Source organism: Solimicrobium silvestre, assembly GCF_002976435.1.
Taxonomy (GTDB): domain Bacteria; phylum Pseudomonadota; class Gammaproteobacteria; order Burkholderiales; family Burkholderiaceae_D; genus Solimicrobium; species Solimicrobium silvestre.
This window is the reverse complement of record NZ_PUGF01000001.1, coordinates 489,391-508,579: the sequence shown is the minus strand read 5'-3', so window position 1 is coordinate 508,579 and position 19,189 is coordinate 489,391. Positions and strand designations below refer to the sequence as shown.

Below are 19,189 nucleotides of genomic sequence, written 5' to 3'. Positions count from 1 at the left end.
TAGTAGAAATAAAAAAACCGGCATTGCCGGTTTTTTTATTTCTTCAAGCCAGTTGGACTGGCAACCTTAATTCGAACATCGCCAATACTCACCACTTGTCCCGCACGGATTTTGCAGGTTTTACGCAATTCTTGCTGCCCGTTTACCCGTACATTACCTTGTGCAACCAAGGCTTTTCCTGCGCCACCGCTGTCGCACAGCCCCATTACTTTCAATAAATTATTGAGTTCAATAAATTCATCGGTGAGTTCAAAGTGTAGCTGCTGCATGGCGTGGTTCCTAGATTGTTGGGAACGGAATTATACAGCCTTGGCGGTGATATTTTTTAATAGTGCATCAATCGAAAAACGCCCAGCGCCAAAGACGGCGATGACTACTAAAATGATGCCCCAATAAAAATGGTCATTAATCCCGGCAGGGCATTCAAATTCCCACAGTTGCGGATAAGAGATGACGGCCATAGCGTTGACAAAAAACAAGCCAATTGCGGCCGGGCGGGAAAATAGCCCGGCAATTAAGAAGCACGGCAAAACCAATTCACCACCGGCACCCATGTAGGCGGCTAAGTCTGGCGGCAGCAGTGGTACGTGATATTCAGTGTGAAACAACTCCAGCGTGCCAGGCCAGTTTTGGATTTTGATTAAGCCTGCGTGCAAAAATTGCCAAGCTACATAACAGCGCAAGATGAGGGATAAAAGTGTTCCGCCCCATTGCGTAATAACGTCATCAAAACGAGTGCTAAGTTGGTGAATTTTCAGGAGGTTTTTCATAAGGAAGGGTAGTTAGTTGTGCGATATGTTGCTAAAAAGCTGTTTACCGAACCAGTCAGCAAGTTCTGTCGGTAGCGCAAATTCGGGGTCGATAGCTAACGCTGATTCAAATGCCTGACCTAGCGGCTGTCCTGCATTCAGCGCTTGCAAAGCGGCGTAAGATGCCGCCGAAATTGCACTGATATTGGTTTGATGATGTTCACGCCAAATCAGACAATACGTTGCGCTGGCAAGTTGTTCAGGAAAAGGCGTATTAGTACCTTGATGCGCCTGCCAAATATCCACTACCGCCCAAGGCGATTCAAGTAAGACGCAACTAGGCTGCAATGTAAACTGCAGATCCCCTAACAGTTCCGGCGCGAAGCCAGCTAGCTGGGCTAATGTTGCCGGGCTGCGCTGTTCTAAATAATAGCTGCGATGGACTTGCCATTCGAGTGCGGCGACGTCGCTTAAATACGGATAGGCGCGGCAGTTTTCCAGAGTCGCGATGAAGCTGCTTAATGCAGCGCCAAACTCCGCTAAATTGCCACTTTGCGACGCATGGTTTAACCCATAAGCACGAGCCAAGTCGCCAAAAAATTCTGCACCTACCAATTGCTGCAAAACCGGGTAAGCGTTAACACAGGTTTGCTGCCAGATTGCGATGAGATTGCCGCGATATAAACCGAATCGCTCACGGTTCAAATCAGGATCGCCTTTGAAACTGGCCAAAGCAGGGTCTAGCGAATTGAGGTTGATTAAGGCGCTGGCAAAATCGTGCTGCAGTGTGGTGAGTTGCGGGGTTACTAAGTTAGCAGCGCGCATCGTTCCTCCTCTACACGTTCTGTGCGTTGTTTAGCTTGCTCGGCTTCGCCAAGTAAAACATCTAATTCGGGAATGTCGGTATCCCATTCAATTAGGGTGGGAATCTGGGCGCCAAATAACTGCCGCGCGTTTTCATACAGCGCCCATACTGCCGGATCAACCTGGCAGCCGTGGTGGTCTACCAGGCCGGAATCGGTGACTAAATGCCCGGCCAAGTGAATTTCGCCGATGCTGTTAGCGGGTAATTGTTGTAATAAAGTGAGGGCTTGTTGTGCCGATTCGCCGTGATTAACCTGATTCACGTACAGATTATTAATGTCTAATAAAATGCCGCAGCCAGTGCGTTGTACAAGCCGGCTGAGAAATTCGGTTTCCGACATTTCGTCGCAGGCAAAGCGCACATAAGTCGACACATTTTCTAGCAAAATCCGTTGTTGCAAGGTGTCTTGCAGATGCTCAACGCGCTCGCAAATTAAGTCGAGTGCGCTATGAATGAGTGGCAGTGGGAGTAAATCATTCAGATGGCGGCCAGCCACTGAAGCCCAGCATAAATGCTCAGAAATTAAAGCGGGCTGAATACGCTGCGCTAAGCTTTTTATTTTTCGGACATGTTCACTGGAATACCCTTGCGCCGAACCGATCCCAAGGCCAACACCGTGCAGGCTGATGGGATAGTCACGACGCAAGGTTTCCAGTACATCCAAGTCAACTCCAACGCCAAAATAATTTTCTGAATGAACTTCCAGCCAATCAATATTGGGGCGTTGTCGCAAAAAATCCCGGTAATGCTGGGTGCGTAATCCAACTCCATATCCTAACTCTGGAAAGGAGGGGAACTCGGCAATTTTAGCGTCAGAGAGACTCATGATGAATACAGTATGTTGCTAGATTATTTTGCTGCTGGTTTCATTTCTTCTACTTTGCCGCCCATTGAAGCGCAAGTACCGGCTGGAACATTTTTCCAGTCATTTGGGCTCAAGTCTTTTTTGGATTGACCAGCACAGGAATGGCCGCCAGCTTTGCTTGCGCAATCATTTTGACCGGCTTTAGCAACGCCAAAGCATTTTTCCATTTTTGCGCCACCTGCTGTTGCATCTGCTGCTGCAGCGAAACCAGAACTCATCAAACCTGCTAATGCAACTGCGATCAAAGCGTTATTCTTAGTCATTGTCATTCTCCAGAAATTAAAATAAATTAAGTTAATAAGCCCTCAACTAGACTCAGCCAATTCGGTAAGTTGAATCAAGGTACTGAGTGATAGTCGTAAGCATTCTATGTTTCCTTACAAGAAAATAAAAATTATTTTAAATAAATTTTTAACGGAGTTTGTAAGCGCGCATTGTTAGCTATAGATACACGTTAATTCATATACTCCCATTATTTTTTTAAATTTTTAACGTATTTAATGGCTTTGTGGATAAGTAAGTTTGAAAAATATGGCGGTATATCCATATCTTATTTATGTATAAGGATAAATTTAACTATATTTAAAAAATATACAGGGGTATATTAAAATAGAAGTCATTGTGAAAGTGTTGTAATTTAGCACAATGATTTGTAAACTGGATCGTAGAGATAAATCTGTTTTTTGCGTAAATTCAACAACCTTGAAGTGATATCCTGTGTGCGTATTTTTACCGTTACATCCACATAACCATTCCAGCACTATCTAAATTATGACTATCCGAGAAATTCTAAAAATGGGCGATCCGCGCCTGCTGCGGACCGCGCAACTGGTTCCACCTGAAATGCTGGGCTCTACGGAACTCAAGCAATTAATCGAAGATATGTTTGACACCATGCACGCCAATGACGGGGTCGGTTTAGCCGCGCCGCAAATTGGCGTTGATCTGCAATTGGTGCTGTTTGGGTTTGAAGATAGTGATCGTTATCCTGATGCGCCTTCGGTGCCGCAAACTGTATTGATTAATCCGGTGATTACGCCGTTGGATGCAGTGCAAGAGGATGGTTGGGAAGGGTGCTTGTCTGTGCCTGGGATGCGGGGTGTGGTTCCGCGTTGGGCGCATATCCGCTATGAAGGCGTTGATCCTGATGGTGTTTCTATTATGCGTGAAGTGGGTGAGTTTCATGCGCGGGTGGTGCAGCATGAGTGTGATCATTTGTTTGGGACTTTGTATCCTATGCGAATTAAGGATTTTTCTCAGTTTGGGTTTGTGGAGGTTTTGTTTCCGGGGCAGGATGTTGAGTCGGATGGTTAATTCGTAGGTTAATTAACTTCCTACGTTGATTTATTTTAGGCTTGGGGGCGGGGGTAGCCCGCCAGCTACTTACCTTTTTTGCTTCGCCAAAAAAGTGTAAGCCAAAAAAGGCGACCCACTGCCGCTGAATTCCCGATTAATTTAACTAAAAATGGGAAAAGTTCGAAACTCGCTACGCTCAAACAGCGAACCTTTCTGATCCATTTTTAGCTAAATTAACCGGCAGCGTCAGAATGGGAGGTAGTTCAAAGTCAAAAACAACAGCAACTTCAAAAACAACTTCAACAGCAACTTCAACAGCAACTTCAACAGCAACTTCAACAGCAACTTCAACAGCAACTTCAACAGCAACTTCAACAGCAACTTCAACAGCAACTTCAACAGCAATACCCATCAACTAGCGCAGCTTGCGCATAAATTAAATGAATATGAAAAAATACAAACACTATAAAGGCGGTATCTACGAATTTATTTGTAGCGCAACGCTCGAATCGGATCCAAGCATACAGATGATTGTTTATCGGGCGGCGAATGGGACTATCTGGACTCGGCCTGAAAACGTGTTTTTTGAGGAAATTGAGCATCAAGGGCAAAAAATTCCTCGGTTTGCGTTGATTAGTTAACGCTGCCTCGCGGTAAGTACCTCAATTGTGCGGCGCAGCATAGAACAGTGCCGCACAGGTCATCAAATTCCTTTTCTTCTTGGCAACGTTGTGCGATAGTTTCGGCTTCGCTGGTTCGTTCAGTTTTCACTCGTCTGCTTATGTCCAATCCTTCTCAATCAAACGCAGTAAAGCCGTATATCCCGGCTGATGCGCAACTTCCTGAATTTAGTTTGCGCGCCGTCATCATGGGTGTAGTTTTAGGTATGGTATTTGGTGCCTCTTCACTGTATTTGGTGCTTAAAGTCGGTTTGACGGTAAGTGCTTCGATTCCTGTTGCAGTTATTGCAATTACTTTATTTCGCCTGACTAAAAAATTAGGCGGACAAGATTCGTCGATTCTTGAAAATAGTATTACCCAAACGGCAGGTTCAGCCGGGGAATCTATTGCGTTCGGTTTAGGCGTGACGATGCCGGCGATTTTGATTTTAGGTTTTGACCTGGAAATCTCACGGGTCATGCTGGTCGGCGTCTTGGGCGGTTTGCTCGGTATTTTGATGATGATCCCTATGCGCCGCACCATGATTGTGGAGCAGCATAAAGAACTTAAATACCCTGAAGGTACAGCGTGCGCTGAAGTGCTCAAAGCGGCGGCTACTGAAACTTCACGGGTTGCGGCTGGCTTGGTTAAACCGGGTGATGCAGCGGCTAACGAAGCAGAGCTCAAAGCCGATAACAAACGCGCCTTTATTATTTTCGGCGGATTTGGGATTGGGCTGCTTTATAAGTGCATTAACGTTGCGTTTAAAGGTTGGAAAGATACGCCAAACTTCATTTTTGGCGCCCCGCTTAAAGCAGGCTCGCTAGGTGCCGAAGTATCTCCCGAACTATTAGGCGTGGGTTACATCATCGGACCAAAAATTGCCTCAGTGATGGCCGCAGGTGGTGTGATGTCGTATTTGCTTCTCATCCCAATGATTAAGTTTTTTGGCGATGCGTTAACTGTGCCGGTTGCGCCAGGACTTAAGCTTATTAGCGCAATGGGCCCAGATGAAATTCGCAGCGCTTATATTCTGTATATAGGCGCTGGTGCAGTCGCTACCGGCGGTTTGGTCAGCTTGGCGCGTGCGATGCCAACTATCTGGCGCAGTTTAACGGCTGGTCTGTCGGGCCTATCTATACCTGGAATGAATGGTAACGCGAACGGCAAAGCAAAAAATGGGCAGGCATCGGAAGTGCTGCGCACTGATCAGGATATTCCGATGAAGTGGGTATTAATCGGCGGTTTGGTCATTATTACTGCAATCACTTTATCGACTCCGCTGCACATGAATTTACTGGGCGCGTTGCTGATTATTGTGTTTGGTTTTTTATTTTCCACCGTTTCTTCACGCTTAACTGGCGAGATCGGTTCTTCATCGAATCCTATCTCTGGCATAACCGTGGCAACCCTGTTATTTACCTGTTTGATTTTCTTGTTAATGGGTTGGACCGGTAATCGTTATTACGTCACCGCGCTGTCAGTTGGTGCCATTGTTTGTATCGCAGCGAGTAACGCAGGCACGACCTCACAAGATTTAAAAACCGGTTTTTTAGTCGGTTCAACACCGCGCTTGCAGCAATACGCTATTTTGATTGGTGCGTTATCTTCCGCTCTGATTTTAGGCCCGATACTGTTGCAATTAAATGACTCAGCCACGGTGTATGTGCCAGCCGCCGAAGTAGCGCCAGGCATTGTTGTTGATGCCAGCACTTTAACCGACACAGCCAAGTTACAAGGCCCACAAGCCGCAACCGACAGCAATACCTATAAAGTCTGGCGCAAAAGCGATGAAGTAGGCGGCCCGTCAGGTAAATATCTGGTGGATAACAGCGGGAAGTTGGTTTACCTGGTTGATCCGGGTATTAACGGTACTCATACCAAACGTCCAGATGGCAGCGAAGTTAAGAAATTCGATGCGCCTAAAGCGGTGTTGATGTCCTACATTATTAAAGGAATTTTAGATCGTCAGCTGCCATGGGAATTAGTGTTATTCGGCGTGATGATTGCCGTTATTTTAGAAATGTCCGGTATTTCTTCATTGGCTTTTGCGGTGGGCGTGTATTTACCTTTGTCCTCGACTCTGCCAATCTTTGTCGGCGGTATGGTGCGTTGGCTAGTTGATAGACGCAGCAATAAAATGACCAAAAACCAGCATTTAACGGAAGATGAAAAACAAGCAGTCGGTGACCGTAGTCCCGGTGTATTGTTAGCATCTGGTTATATCGCCGGTGGCGCATTAGCCGGGATTTTGATCGCGATTACGGCTGGCGTAATGACTAATTTTGATCAAAAATTAACCGACTGGGCCACGCTGCATAATCCTTTCTTTGAAGGTGCCAATTCCGATTTACTGACGATGCTACCGTATGCGGTGATTGTGTTGTTGCTGTATTGGGTGGGGCGCGAGAAGAAAGAAGTTTGAGAAATTAGCAATACAAGAAGGTGTGGCTAATGAAGGCTACATCCCTTTATCTTTACTGTAAATTATAATGAGAAAAACGCGCCGCATGGCGCGTTTTTTTATGTCATTGAACGTTGTTGAATTAACCGACCACCAACACCACAACCGCCGCCACTAAACAATAGCCGCCAAAAAAATACCAGCGACCTTGCTCTAACCAGCGTGACAACCAGCGCAAAGCAACTAAGCCGGCTAAAAAGCTAAACACCAGTCCAAGCAAGCTAGGCATAGCCAAGTGCATTATCCAATCGGTGTGCGCTGCAGGGACAGCTAGTTGCGCTTGATAAACGCGATAAGCTTCTCTTGCGACTACCGCAGGAGTAATTGCCACACCCAGCGCAAAACTGAACTCTTCCGCTTTACGCCGCGCAACACCAACCACCAAACCGGTAGAGATGGTGGCACCTGAACGTGAAAAACCTCTGAACGGCAAACATAATCCTTGTACTGCGCCGATGATGAGCGCGCTCCTCAAGCTCATTTGACCTTCAGGTTTTTCTTTAATGCGTGATGAGCCAATAATTAATAAGCCAGCCGATGCCAATGCTGTTGCCATTAACGGTGCGCTTCCAAATAAATGCTCAATTTCAAATTCAGAAGGGTTTGCAACGAATACATACTTAATGATTTGTTGTAAGCCATATCCAACAATGCCGGTTAACCCGGTCGCAGCTACCAGGTAGAGTACATTTAAACGAAAGGCCGCTATCGATTCAAAGTATGTTTTTTTCCATGAACTCCAAAAATACACGATGGTCGCAAACATGGTTCCGGTATGCAGCATCACCAGTAACAGGGTCATTTCCGGAGAGGTTGGATCTAAGCCCATCATTTTTTCCGCCATGATGACATGGGCAGAACTCGATACTGGCAGCAACTCTGCCGCGCCTTGAATAACGGCGAGAATTAAAATTTGAAATAAGTCCATAAAGATGAATTTAGTAAGTGATGTTAAGTGAATGGAGGGAGCAAATGCGCTGGTTTAGTTCGACACATTGGGTTGCCATTTTATATCTAATAGCGCGACAGATACTGCCCGCGCTGGCTAAAAAAATGAAATTGTATTGTAAATAATGAATATATCCGCGCTAAAACAATAAATTTGCTGCACTGAACCATAACTTACATGCAGATTTTGACTATTTTCATGGTATCTTTCCGCGTCTATTAACTGGGGCGTACCTGACCTGGTTACTGGCAAAACAGATTGTGTTTGGTTTTCTGATTTCTCTTTTAATGCGCATAACCTGAGCAAAGCAGAGCGACAGAGGAAACCCGTTTAAAACTAGACAACGAATTGGGCTGACCAAGTCCAACGGAAATCATAAAAGCGAACAGCGATTAAATAATTCAATTTAGAGGATACAACGTTGAATACTCAACCTAGCGCAAATCCAGCACAGGCGTCCGTTATGGGCCATCCGGAAGGCTTGTTCTTCCTGTTTTTTACTGAAATGTGGGAACGCTTTTCTTACTACGGCATGCGTAGCTTGCTGGTGTTATTTTTGATTAGCAGTACTGCAAAAGGTGGCTGGGGTTGGGAGCGTGCCGACGCATTAAGCTTATATGGCAGCTATACATTCTGGGTTTATGTGACCGGTATTTTGGGTGGCTATCTTGCCGATAAAGTATTGGGCGCACGTAAGGCGGTTGTGATTGGCGGCTTTATTATCAGTGCCGGACATATTTGTTTAACGTTGGAGACACACGCCACGTTTTATCTGGGCCTGGCTTTATTAGTCGCAGGTACCGGTTTATTTAAACCAAATATTTCCACCATTGTTGGTCAGTTATACGGCAAAGGTGAAGCGGAAGATGAAAAACGCGATGCGGGTTATACCTTGTTTTACATGGGTGTTAACTCAGGCGCGTTTTTTGGCATGGCACTGTGTGGTTACATCGGTGAAAAAATCTCTTGGTCGTATGGTTTTGGTTTGGCAGGATTTTTCATGGTTTTGGGCGCATTGCAGTTTTATTTTGTGCAAGGTGTCTTTGGCAATATCGGTGGCGTGGTTAAAGATGCACCGATCGCTGTTGCAGAAGTAGAAGAGCATGCGCATATCGTGCGTGATCGTTTAATCGCCATCGGGATCTTTTCTGCAGTAACTATTTTCTTCTGGATGGCGTTTGAGCAAGCTGGCGGCTCCATGACAATTTTTGCCGCCGACTATACAGATCGCACGTTGGAAGGTACAACGGGAATGATTTTTAAAGTGGTTAACACGTTATTGCTGGTCATACCGACGATGGTGTTGACTTGGGTTTTATTCACCTTGTCGCGCGCGACAGTTAAACGTTACCCCTTGTCTAATTTCTTGATTTTTACGTGCTTTGCCGCAGTTTGGGGCTTGTTGATCTGGATGCTGGGCCGTGAATTTGCCTCCGATAAATCTGAAATTGCAGCAACCTGGTTCGGTATTTTAAATTCATTTTTTATTATTATCTTAGCTCCATTCTTTTCAAGATTGTGGCAAGACTACTGGAAACCAAGTGGCCCGATTAAATTTGCGACTGGCTTGATTTTGTTAGGTATCGGCTTCGGTGTGCTGGCATATGGTGCATCAGGCATTCCTAGCGGCGCAAAAACTGCTTCGGTAAGTATTATCTGGTTGGTGTTGGCCTATTTATTCCACACCATGGGTGAACTTTGTGTTTCACCTGTTGGTTTGTCTTACATCAGTAAATTGGCTCCTAGCCGTTTATTGGGTTTGATGTTTGGTGTGTGGTTTGTGATGACCGCGATTGCCAACTATTTAGCTGGTATGACTGGAAGTTTCATTGATAAAATTTCAAGCACCTATTCACTCAGCACCTTCTTCCTGATTTTTACCCTGTTACCGATCGGTGCAGGTTTGGGGATGATGCTGATCAATAAATGGATGCTGCGTAAAATGCACGGTGTACATTAATTAGTTAGAGTAATTAATGCAGTGTTAGGGGCGCTCCTTTGTGGGCGCCCCTATTATTTTATTGACGCGAATTTTAGTTCCATAAAGATAGAACCTAGACTATTCTTCCTAATATTCTGTTCTAAAGATATATAGTTTCTGTGAATTAATAAAAATACACGGTATAATTTTACATCTGTCTGTATTTGCACCTATGCTGCAGCTATCCCCTTCCTGAGTTTTACCCTAAATTAAATTGCAAAAATGAAAAATATACTTACTTTTAGTAGATCTTCGCGTCTATTGCGTTGGTTCATATCGGGTATCTGTGTTGTTCTATTATTGGCATTGATTAGTTGGCTGACGGTTCCTTCCTATCTTAAAAAAACCTTAGAACAACAAGTGGAAGTTGCGACTGGGCGGCAATTTAAAGTGGGTGAAGTGGCATTTAATCCCTTTACTCTCACTGTTCAGGTATCTCATTTTGTTCTTTATGAAGCAGACAAAAAAACACCGGCTTTTTCAGCTGATAACCTGTTATTAAAAGCTTCGCCTGCTTCGGTATTTCGCTTGGCTCCTATTGTGCGTGAAGTTGTGTTGACGCACCCTTCGTTGCAGTTGGTGCGTAGCCAGCATGATGGTCAGGAAGTGACTAACTTTAGCGATGTGATTGCACGTTTGGCTGAGCATCCAAGTACGGGTGAGCCGCTGCGCTACTCGGTTTCTAATATTCAATTGAATAATGGCGCGATTCATTTAGATGATCAAATCGCTGGCAAACAAATTCAGATCGATGCATTAACTATTGGGCTGCCTTTTTTATCTAATTTCACTGGTGCCATTGACGCGTTTGTTGAGCCTAGTTTGTCGGCAAAAATAAATGGTAGTCTGTTTGAATTAAAAGGCCGCAGTAAGCCATTTTTTATTACCCATGAAACTAGTTTGGCGATAGATTTTAACCAATTCGACTTGACTCAGTTAATTGCATTCTCACCTACGCCATTGCCATTTAAGGTAAGTTCCGCTAAATTTTCATCCAATTTGACCTTGAATTTTTCTGCTCAAAAAGACGCTGAGCATATTAACCTGTCAGGCACTGCCAGTTTGACTGATGTAGCGATGGCTGATCTGGCTGGCGCACCTTTATTTAAAGCCCAGGCAATTAATGTCAATATCCACGAGGCCAATTTAGTCACCGATAATGTCGCGCTGGATTCGTTAGAAATAAAAGAACCACAAGTTTGGGCCGGATTAAATCAGCAAGGCATGTTGAATTGGCTGGCATTGCAAACCAATAAAAAAACGGTAGTTGTAAAGACAGCTGAACCAGAACATGTCAGTGCAGCAAACACGAGCAAACCATTATTTGATCTGGCGCATTTTCAGTTGAAAAACGGGACAGTGCATTGGTCTGATGCGGCAAATGCGACGCCAACCATGGAGCTGCAACTCGCTAACGTTAATGTCGATGCACAAAAAATTTCAACTAACGAGAAAGCCAATCCAGCCAAATTAAGCTGGTCTTTTGGTGAAGCCGGGCAGCAGCAAGTGCATTTTGTCGGCACGGTTGATGCTACGCATGCAGCTGTTGCGGGTCAATTAACGTTGTCTGATTTAGCGCTGGCTGATTATCAGCCTTATGTTAACCGGATCATGGCGGCGAATGTGTCTGGAAAACTGTCGCTGCAAACTCAGATAGAAGCCAAAAATGGCAACCTCAGTTTGAGTGAATTTTCAGGTGCGCTGGAAGATTTAAAACTGCAAGCGACCAAGAGCGAATATGGTGGCATGTCGGCGAAAAAAATCGCCATTGAAAAATTGGCGTTGAACACTGAAACCAAACAAGCCAAGATAGAACAAATTCAGCTAGAGCATGTACAGGGAGATATTTTCCGTGGTGCTGATGGTGGATTGAATTTTAGTCACATGTTGAAGAAAGTGGCAGCTAAAAATGAAGTGCAACCGGCTGCGCAAGGATCAACTAAGTCAGTAACTAAGCCAGCAGCTAAATCACCAGAATGGCAAGCCGATATAAATCAAATTGCACTCACTGACAGTAATTTTGTCTTTGGCGATAAATCAGTACAGCCTGCGGTGAGTATCCGCGCCGATTCAGTCGAGGCACAGTTGGAACACGTTACCAGCAAGTTTGCTCAGCCGATCAATATGACGATGCGTGCCACGTTAAATAAATCGGGCAAATTTTCAGTGCAAGGTTCTGTAGCAGAAAAAGCCATGCAACTAAAAGTCGAGGTGCAAAATTTTGCACTTGCCGCGTTGCAGCCTTACTTTACCGAGTTTCTCAACATCACTTTGGCGACCGGTTCCGTCAGCACCAAAGGGCAGTTGGCATGGAAGGCGCCGAGTGAAGTTACATACCAAGGACTGTTGAAGTTGGCGAATTTACGTACCCAGGACAAAGAAAATTCGGATGACTTTTTGAAGTGGAAAATGCTGGAAATCGGCGGGATTAATGTTGCTCTGGGTGGCCAGCAACAGAGTATTACTTTAGGCAAAATTGACTTAACCGATTTCTATGCACGGGCGATTTTATCTGAGCAAGGTAAATTGAATTTGCAAAATATCGTGGTGCATCAGCAAGCTGACGCAAAGGCTGATGCTAAAACAGATATCAAAACAGACGCTAAGCCACAGCCGGTAATTTTGCCGCAAACTACTGCTACAGCGTCAGTCTCAACTCCAGCCGCAGCTCCAGCTCCAGCCAATTCTCCCATCATCAATATTGGGCAAATTAATTTTAATAACGGAATAATTAATTACACCGATAATTTCATCAAACCACATTACTCGATGCGTATGACAGGGATGAAAGGTAGTGTCGGTGCGATTCATTCCAACGTTGCGCAAGCTGCGCCGATTAATTTGGACGGTAAGATAGACAATGACGCGCCAATCGCTATTTCTGGTAGTTTGAATCCGCTTTTTACGCCCATGTTGCTTGATATTAAACTCACTGCCAGTGGCGTTGATTTACCGCGTTTGACGGCGTATTCAGCGAAATATGCAGGGTATCCGATTATCAAAGGCAAGTTGTCGCTGGATGTGCAATACCACATACAAAATAATCAATTAGCGGCGAATAACACGCTCAAAATTGATCAGCTTACTTTCGGTGATAAAGTCGACGGCCCTGATGCAACGCACTTGCCAGTTCCTTTTGTAGTGTCTTTATTGACGGATTTAAATGGGCAAATTAATTTGGATTTACCGATCTCTGGCACGCTTAATGACCCGGAATTTTCCATCGGTGGTTTGATTTTTAAAGTGTTTATTAACCTGATCGGTAAAGTAATCACTTCTCCATTTTCTTTGTTAGCGCATTCTTTTTCCGGTGGTGAAGAGCTGGCATATATTGAGTTTCCTTCAGGCTCGGCCAAGCTGACCGATGCCAGTAAAGCTAAACTGGATAGCCTTGCTAAAGCGCTGGAACAACATCCTAATTTAAAGCTCGATATTATCGGTCGTGCTGATCTAACTGCAGATACTTCAGGTTTGCGTACTGCGATGTTGGCTAAGCAAATTCAAAAATCTAAAGATGTGAAAGAAGAAAGTGATGCCGCTGCGGTAGATGCCGATACGAAGCCTCTCTCTGACGCTGAGCGCGCAAAAGCCATTGATAAAATTTATTCTGCGGCTAAATTTGACAAGCCGCGCAATATGATTGGATTTGCCAAATCACTACCGACTGCAGAAATGGAGAGCCTAATTATTAGCAATACCAAGATCAGCGAAGATGATATTCGTGCTCTGGCCGTTCGCCGCGAGGCAACCGTGCAAAACTATTTAAGCGTCACAAACCATGTCGGTGCCGATCGGATGTTTTCGATTGCACCGAAATTAAATGGCGACGATATTAAAGATAAAGGTGCTGTGACGCGAGTTGATTTTGAGCTGAAAATGTAGTGCGGGATTTGAGCGGATTTTGTTGCATTGTTCGTTTTGTCGGCAAAATCCGCATGGGAATATACTCCCCAGTTTTTTTGTAAAAATTAACCATTTATATAGCTTTCAGCATGGCTAAAAATATGTTTTATGCAGCGCACGTTAGCCCCATCAATAAGTAAGGGTTATTCAGTGTATGTAGTTAAAATATGCTGAGGTACGACTATAAAAATTGACGAAATATTAATTTTTGTAGTAATGTTCTTTCTTTGCTTTAAAAGGAGCACTAAATGCCTGTGAACAGCCCATCAAAGCGAACCACATTTAGTTGGCCTGTCGTTATCCCAAGCTTGGTTTTTGTGAGCTTGCTGGTCGTTATTTCCATCATCAACCCTAGCGCAGCAGAACATTGGTTTGCCAGCGCACAGTCGTGGGTTACCTTCAATTTCTCCTGGTTTTATACGCTGTTAGTTGCGTTTTTTCTCATGTTGTTAATCGGTATCGCCATGAGTAAATATGGCGCAATTCGCTTAGGTCCGGATGATGCCGAGCCTGAATTTCCCTTCACTTCCTGGATGGCGATGTTGTTTGCCGCTGGCATGGGTGTCGGTTTAATGTACTTTGGCGTGGGTGAACCATTACAGCATTATTTAACACCACCATTGGCTGCTGGCGGAACACCGGCAGGTGCGCGCGAAGCCATGAGCATGACCTTTTTTCACTGGGGTTTTCATGCATGGGCAATTTACGGCGTAGTTGGATTGGTGCTGGCGTATTTTGGCTTCAGATATAACTTGCCATTGACCATACGTTCCGGTTTATACCCGATTTTAAAAGAGCGTATCAACGGCCCGTGGGGACATGCCGTTGATGTGTTCGCGCTATGTAGCACCATTTTCGGGATTGCCACCACCGTTGGTTATGGCGTTAAACAATTGTCGGCTGGCCTGGGCAATATGACGGGTTGGCATACTGGCGACCTCAGTTTTCAGCTTGGTTTAATTGTGGTTGTGGTGGTGTTAGCCGGAATCTCTGCGGCCTCTGGTTTAGGTAAGGGATTACGGATACTTAGTGAAATTAACCTGTTGATCGCCATCGTATTAATGGGTTTTGTGCTGGCGGTTGGCCCTACCTTATATTTGCTGGGTAGCTTTAGTGAAAATCTGGGCGATTATTTATCCAGCATCGTAGAAATGACCTTCCGTAATTACACCTACGAGCCGACAAAATCCGCCGGTTGGTTTGGTAACTGGACCATTTTATATTGGGCCTGGTGGATTTCCTGGTCGCCATTTGTCGGTATGTTTATTGCGCGTATTTCACGCGGACGAACGATACGTGAATTCATCGTCGGCGTATTGCTGGTTCCATCTTTATTCAATTTTATGTGGATGACGGTGTTTGGTAATTCAGCGATTTGGATAGATACGCATGTCGCTGCCGGCGCCTTGGGTGCCACCGCTAGTAATGTAGATGCATTGTTATTTCAGTTCTTTAGTTATCTACCTTTTTCGGCGCTCAGTTCGATTGTTGCGGTGTTATTGATCGCAGTATTTTTTGTGACATCAGCAGATTCCGGTGCGTTTGTTATTGATAACATTGCCAGCCGCGGCAACACGAATTCACCGATTTGGCAACGCTTGTTTTGGGCTGCGTTAATTGGCTTGGTCGCTTGTTGTTTGCTGTCTGCTGGCGGTTTAAAAGCATTGCAGGCAATGACCTTAATTGCGGCCTTGCCGTTTGGGTTTGTGATGTTATTGCTGTGCGTTGGCTTGTTGCGCGGTTTGCAGGCAGATGCGTTGCATTCACAGCAAAAACTGTCTTACGCCAGCAATTTTTGGACCGGCAAACATTGGAAACGCCGCTTAGCGCAAATTTTGCATCAGGCGGGCCAAGTTGAAACGCAAACGTTTATGAATGAAATGGTGCAACCTGCCATGCGCACCATGCAGCAAGAATTTGCAAAAGGTGCTGTGCAAGCGGAAGTGATGGTGAATGGAGACGGAAGTGTACAGCTAAAAATAGCGCAAACCAGCTTGCGTGACTTTGTTTATGGCGTGCGATGTGTTGCTAAAGAAATCCCCGCTTTTGCGTTGAACAATGACGCTTTGCCAGCTTCCTCCAACGCGCAAACCTATGAGCCAACCACCTACTTTGCCGATGGGCGTAAAGGCTATGACATTCAGTATTTTTCGGAAGAGGAATTATTGGCCGATATATTGAAGCAGTACGAACGTCACCTAAGTCTTTCTATGAATGCGCAGGCGCAGTTGCTGCAGCAGGCACCTAGCCATCAGTAACAAAAGCACACGGTTACCTGCAACCGTGTGCTGAGCAGCTTCCCAGAATAATTTAATACGCAATACTAAAACGCTGGCGTGTATGGACTGGATTTTCCAATTCATTCAACATCGCGACGGCATAATCTTGCAAAGAAATATGGCTCTCACCTTTCGCATCCACCAGCAACTGATCCAAACCTAGACGGAATTGGTTGGTGCGTTGTCCAGGCTCTATATGCGCTGCAGGACTTAACATCGTCCAATTTAATTCGGTTTCTTGTTTTAATAAAGTTAAAGCTTGGCGTGCACCTTCTGCGGTTGCTTTCCATTGTTCGGGAAAAGACGGTGTATCTACCACTTGCAAACCAGGAGCCACTTCCAGACTACCTGCGCCGCCCACCATTAATAACCGCGGTGATTTTTTATCTGTTTTTGCCGCCTTGGTTGCGGCAATAATTGATTGAACACCTTTTACATAATACTCATACACATCCGCTTGGGCGTGACCGCTAAAGGCGCTGATAACTGCATCTGCGCCGCGCAATTGCTCAGTCAGTGCTGTTGTGTCATTTACATTCGTTGCGACGATGGTCAGATTAGCTTGTGCCGCGATTTTGGCCGGATTAGAAACCAGCGCCGTTACCTGATGTTGACGAGATAACGCTTCTTGTAATAAAGCAGAACCGATAAAGCCGCTAGCGCCGATTAAGATGATTTTCATGATGTAAGTCCTTAGTTATTTAAGTGAATTAAGTTTGAAACAGTGTGCACATCTTGATCGATTTAATTGATTAGATAAACGGATGATTGCATAATTCATTATTATGAAATTCTAATTAATGAGGCAGCTATGTCATTACCCGGGCAGATTGATTTGAATGATTTGGTGATCTTTGACGCCGTAGTAGAAAGCGGTGGCTTCACTGCGGCAGCGGAGCGTTTAGGTGTGGCTGGCGCCAAGGTGAGCTTGGAAATTGGTCGTTTGGAGGCCAGCTTGGGTACACGTTTATTTACCCGTACAACGCGCAAAGTTATCTTGACCGATGCCGGGCTAAGTTTGCATCAGGAATGCCAGCCATTGTTGCGCGGATTGCAGGAAGCGCTGAATCAATATGGATCGGTAAAAACTGAATTAATCGGCACTTTACGTATTTCGACGACGGTAGATCATGCCACTCAATCATTAGGGGCTGCGTTGGCGCAATTCTCGGCGCTCCATCCCAAATTACAGATCGATTTACGTACTGGTGACCGGGTGCTAGATTTGGTTGGCGAGGGCGTTGATTTGGCTATTCGCATCGGCTGGTTGCGCGACTCTTCCATGCACGCTTTAAAGCTAGGTGAATTTGAACAATATATGGTGGCGTCGCCAGAATATTTACGGCGCAATAAAGTACCTAAACACCCTGAGCAGTTGGCTGAATTAGACTGGGTTGCCTTGACGCTGATGAAAACACCGCTGACGTGGCAATTCACTTCTAAAGCGGGTGAGGAAGTGCAAATTCATGTGAAGTCGCATTTTAAGGTGGATTCACCGAATGCCTTGCGCACGGTGTTACGTAATCATGCCGGGATTTCTGTGCTGGATCAGCGCAGCGTGCAACAAGATATTGAAGAAGGGCACCTAAAGCGCCTGCTGCCAGACTGGACACTGCCCAAAGGGGGAATTTATGCAGTGTATCCAGCTGGCCGGCACGTACCTCAAAAGGTGAGGGCGTTTATTGATTTTTACCGGAATTATTTGATTCAGAAGACATAGGAATTGCGGTGGCGGGATTGGCAACAGGAGCAGATGTCGCTGGATTTTCCCGTACTGTTGCAACTAATTTTTCACCATCCCACTGCACAAAATGGTAACCGCGTTTAATCAGTTCATCGAGTAACATCGGCAGCGCGATCACGGTTTTTGGGTGTATATCGTGCATCAAAATAATACCGCGCCCTGCGTGTTCCAGCTCTTGCAAAATACGGTGCACGATCGATTCCGGCACTGGATCAGACCAGTCAAGCGAATCCACATTCCACAGCACTGAGCGTAAGCCACGTTCGCCGATTTCACCCAATATCATGGAATTACGTGCTCCGTACGGCGCACGGAACATGTGGGTGCGATGTGCATCTTCAGGAATAATTAAGTCCAATAAGGCTTGGGTTTTGTCGATCTCTTGCTGTACTTGCGCCTGATCTAATTTAGGTAAGAACGGATGCGTAAAACTGTGGTTGGCTATCGCATGTCCGGCGTTCAAAATTTCTTTTTCAACCTCTTCATTGCGGGTTAATTCAGCATGCCCATCGGTGACTGTGCCTAAGTTTTGACCAAGCTGAAAAAAGATCGCTTTTACTTTATAGCGGGCTAAAATTTCTAAAATTTCTTTGGTATAAACCGGATGCGGGCCGTCATCAAACGTTAGCAACACTGTGCCTTTTTCAAGCTGCAAACCTTGCCATTCATTGGCACGCGTTTGCGCAACTAATTCCGCCGTTTTATCCGATGGCGTAGCCTGCTGTTCCTGGTTTGGGATGGCATGACCTAATTCTTCTAATACTGTATTTGGTGGGTATTCTTTTTCGATTTCGGCGATATAAGCGGCCCAGGCTGGTCGTTCCGGTTTGGATTGAGTAATGGTTTTCTGGCTTAATACGACGCTCAATTCTTGCCCGTATTTATTGTGTGCGATTGCCAGGTTTTTTAAAACAGCGCGTATTTGTTTTCCTTGCGCCGAACTTAGCTGCCCTTTTTTAGCAACCTCGGTCACGATGCTGCGTACTGCAAACAGATCGGCATCTTGTAATGCCGGATTATTTAATGCCGTTAAAAAATCATCAATATCGGTTTGAGTGCCATGTTGCGGATGTACTAATAAGCGCTCAGTAATAGAGGTAGATAGATGTTGATTTTCAATAAATAAATATTCACCTATCCGTACCGCTTCCTGGTGTTTAGGTGTCGCGGCATTGGCGCTAATGCTCAGCTCTTGTAGAGCCAGAATACGGCGGTAGTTATTGATTAAGGTCTGTACGTCGGTAGACATGGATGCAGGTGGCTGGCTATTTTGCGCATGTGGTGCCGTGCATAAAAGTGTTAAATAAGCGCCACAAACCAAGCCGGCAAGCCATTTTTTTGTTGTTGATGTTGAAATTAAGGCGAACATGTAATAGTGTAGTTAAAATGTGAAAGGGCAGTTGGAACTAGGTGTTTAAGCTGAGTGTTTAAGCA

At 45.2% G+C, this 19,189-nt stretch carries 16 protein-coding genes; 7 read left to right on the top strand and 9 right to left on the bottom strand.

Annotated elements, in window-relative coordinates; translation table 11 throughout:
- Nucleotides 1-35: 35 nt before the first annotated feature.
- Genes S2091_RS02135 through S2091_RS02115 form a run of 5 tightly spaced genes read right to left on the bottom strand, consistent with a single transcriptional unit; the run spans nt 36 to nt 2,742 of the window.
- Nucleotides 36-269, bottom strand: a complete 234-nt coding sequence (locus S2091_RS02135; RefSeq protein ID WP_105530106.1) for an RNA-binding S4 domain-containing protein — start codon at nt 267-269, stop codon at nt 36-38.
- Between the two features lie 30 nt (nt 270-299).
- Entirely contained in the window at nt 300-770 is a 471-nt protein-coding gene (locus S2091_RS02130) for a DoxX family protein (RefSeq protein WP_105530105.1), read from the bottom strand.
- A 12-nt stretch (nt 771-782) separates the two neighbouring features.
- Entirely contained in the window at nt 783-1,574 is a 792-nt protein-coding gene (locus S2091_RS02125) for an HvfC/BufC N-terminal domain-containing protein (protein ID WP_105530104.1), read from the bottom strand.
- On the bottom strand, nt 1,556-2,440 hold the full coding sequence (gene bufB / locus S2091_RS02120; RefSeq protein WP_105530103.1) for an MNIO family bufferin maturase: 885 nt from the start codon (nt 2,438-2,440) through the stop codon (nt 1,556-1,558). The genes S2091_RS02125 and bufB overlap by 19 nt, the downstream gene beginning before the upstream one ends.
- 23 nt (nt 2,441-2,463) lie before the next feature.
- The gene (locus S2091_RS02115; protein WP_105530102.1) at nt 2,464-2,742 is read right to left on the bottom strand and encodes a BufA1 family periplasmic bufferin-type metallophore; all 279 of its coding nucleotides are present in this window, start codon (nt 2,740-2,742) and stop codon (nt 2,464-2,466) included.
- 508 nt (nt 2,743-3,250) lie between these two features.
- On the opposite strand from S2091_RS02115, the gene def reads away from it, so the two are divergent.
- On the top strand, nt 3,251-3,793 hold the full coding sequence (def, locus tag S2091_RS02110; protein ID WP_105530101.1) for a peptide deformylase: 543 nt from the start codon (nt 3,251-3,253) through the stop codon (nt 3,791-3,793).
- Nucleotides 3,794-3,971: 178 nt separating this feature from the next.
- Here the strand turns inward: def and S2091_RS23930 are convergent, their stop codons facing one another.
- Nucleotides 3,972-4,187: a hypothetical protein gene (locus S2091_RS23930; protein ID WP_165794883.1), complete on the bottom strand. Its 216-nt coding sequence runs from the start codon at nt 4,185-4,187 to the stop codon at nt 3,972-3,974.
- A 34-nt stretch (nt 4,188-4,221) separates the two neighbouring features.
- On the opposite strand from S2091_RS23930, the gene S2091_RS02100 reads away from it, so the two are divergent.
- Together S2091_RS02100 and S2091_RS02095 are read left to right on the top strand one after the other, a co-directional pair.
- Nucleotides 4,222-4,416 (top strand): DUF1653 domain-containing protein, encoded by a 195-nt coding sequence (locus S2091_RS02100; RefSeq protein WP_105530202.1) that lies wholly within the window; start codon nt 4,222-4,224, stop codon nt 4,414-4,416.
- Nucleotides 4,417-4,556: 140 nt separating this feature from the next.
- Nucleotides 4,557-6,860: an OPT family oligopeptide transporter gene (locus S2091_RS02095; protein ID WP_105530100.1), complete on the top strand. Its 2,304-nt coding sequence runs from the start codon at nt 4,557-4,559 to the stop codon at nt 6,858-6,860.
- A 121-nt stretch (nt 6,861-6,981) separates the two neighbouring features.
- Here S2091_RS02095 and S2091_RS02090 read toward each other — a convergent pair whose 3' ends face one another.
- Nucleotides 6,982-7,827 (bottom strand): undecaprenyl-diphosphate phosphatase, encoded by an 846-nt coding sequence (locus S2091_RS02090; RefSeq protein ID WP_105530099.1) that lies wholly within the window; start codon nt 7,825-7,827, stop codon nt 6,982-6,984.
- A 442-nt stretch (nt 7,828-8,269) separates the two neighbouring features.
- On the opposite strand from S2091_RS02090, the gene S2091_RS02085 reads away from it, so the two are divergent.
- The 3 genes from S2091_RS02085 (at nt 8,270) to S2091_RS02075 (ending at nt 15,990) form a co-directional block, all read left to right on the top strand.
- Nucleotides 8,270-9,808 (top strand): peptide MFS transporter, encoded by a 1,539-nt coding sequence (locus tag S2091_RS02085; protein ID WP_207769584.1) that lies wholly within the window; start codon nt 8,270-8,272, stop codon nt 9,806-9,808.
- Between the two features lie 243 nt (nt 9,809-10,051).
- Nucleotides 10,052-13,711, top strand: a complete 3,660-nt coding sequence (locus S2091_RS02080; protein ID WP_105530097.1) for a DUF748 domain-containing protein — start codon at nt 10,052-10,054, stop codon at nt 13,709-13,711.
- A gap of 269 nt (nt 13,712-13,980) precedes the next feature.
- Nucleotides 13,981-15,990 carry a BCCT family transporter gene (locus tag S2091_RS02075; RefSeq protein WP_105530096.1) on the top strand — a complete coding sequence of 670 codons (2,010 nt, stop codon included), beginning with the start codon at nt 13,981-13,983 and terminating at the stop codon, nt 15,988-15,990.
- A gap of 52 nt (nt 15,991-16,042) precedes the next feature.
- Here S2091_RS02075 and S2091_RS02070 read toward each other — a convergent pair whose 3' ends face one another.
- Complete coding sequence (locus tag S2091_RS02070) at nt 16,043-16,693, bottom strand: NAD(P)-dependent oxidoreductase (RefSeq protein ID WP_105530095.1); 651 nt, start codon at nt 16,691-16,693, stop codon at nt 16,043-16,045.
- A 129-nt stretch (nt 16,694-16,822) separates the two neighbouring features.
- Between S2091_RS02070 and S2091_RS02065 the strand changes: the two genes are divergently transcribed.
- Nucleotides 16,823-17,731, top strand: coding sequence for a LysR family transcriptional regulator (locus S2091_RS02065; RefSeq protein WP_105530094.1), 909 nt, complete (start codon nt 16,823-16,825; stop codon nt 17,729-17,731).
- Here the strand turns inward: S2091_RS02065 and S2091_RS02060 are convergent.
- Nucleotides 17,691-19,124 (bottom strand): polysaccharide deacetylase family protein, encoded by a 1,434-nt coding sequence (locus tag S2091_RS02060; protein WP_105530093.1) that lies wholly within the window; start codon nt 19,122-19,124, stop codon nt 17,691-17,693. The two genes, S2091_RS02065 and S2091_RS02060, sit on opposite strands and share 41 nt — an antisense overlap.
- Nucleotides 19,125-19,189 lie beyond the last annotated feature (65 nt).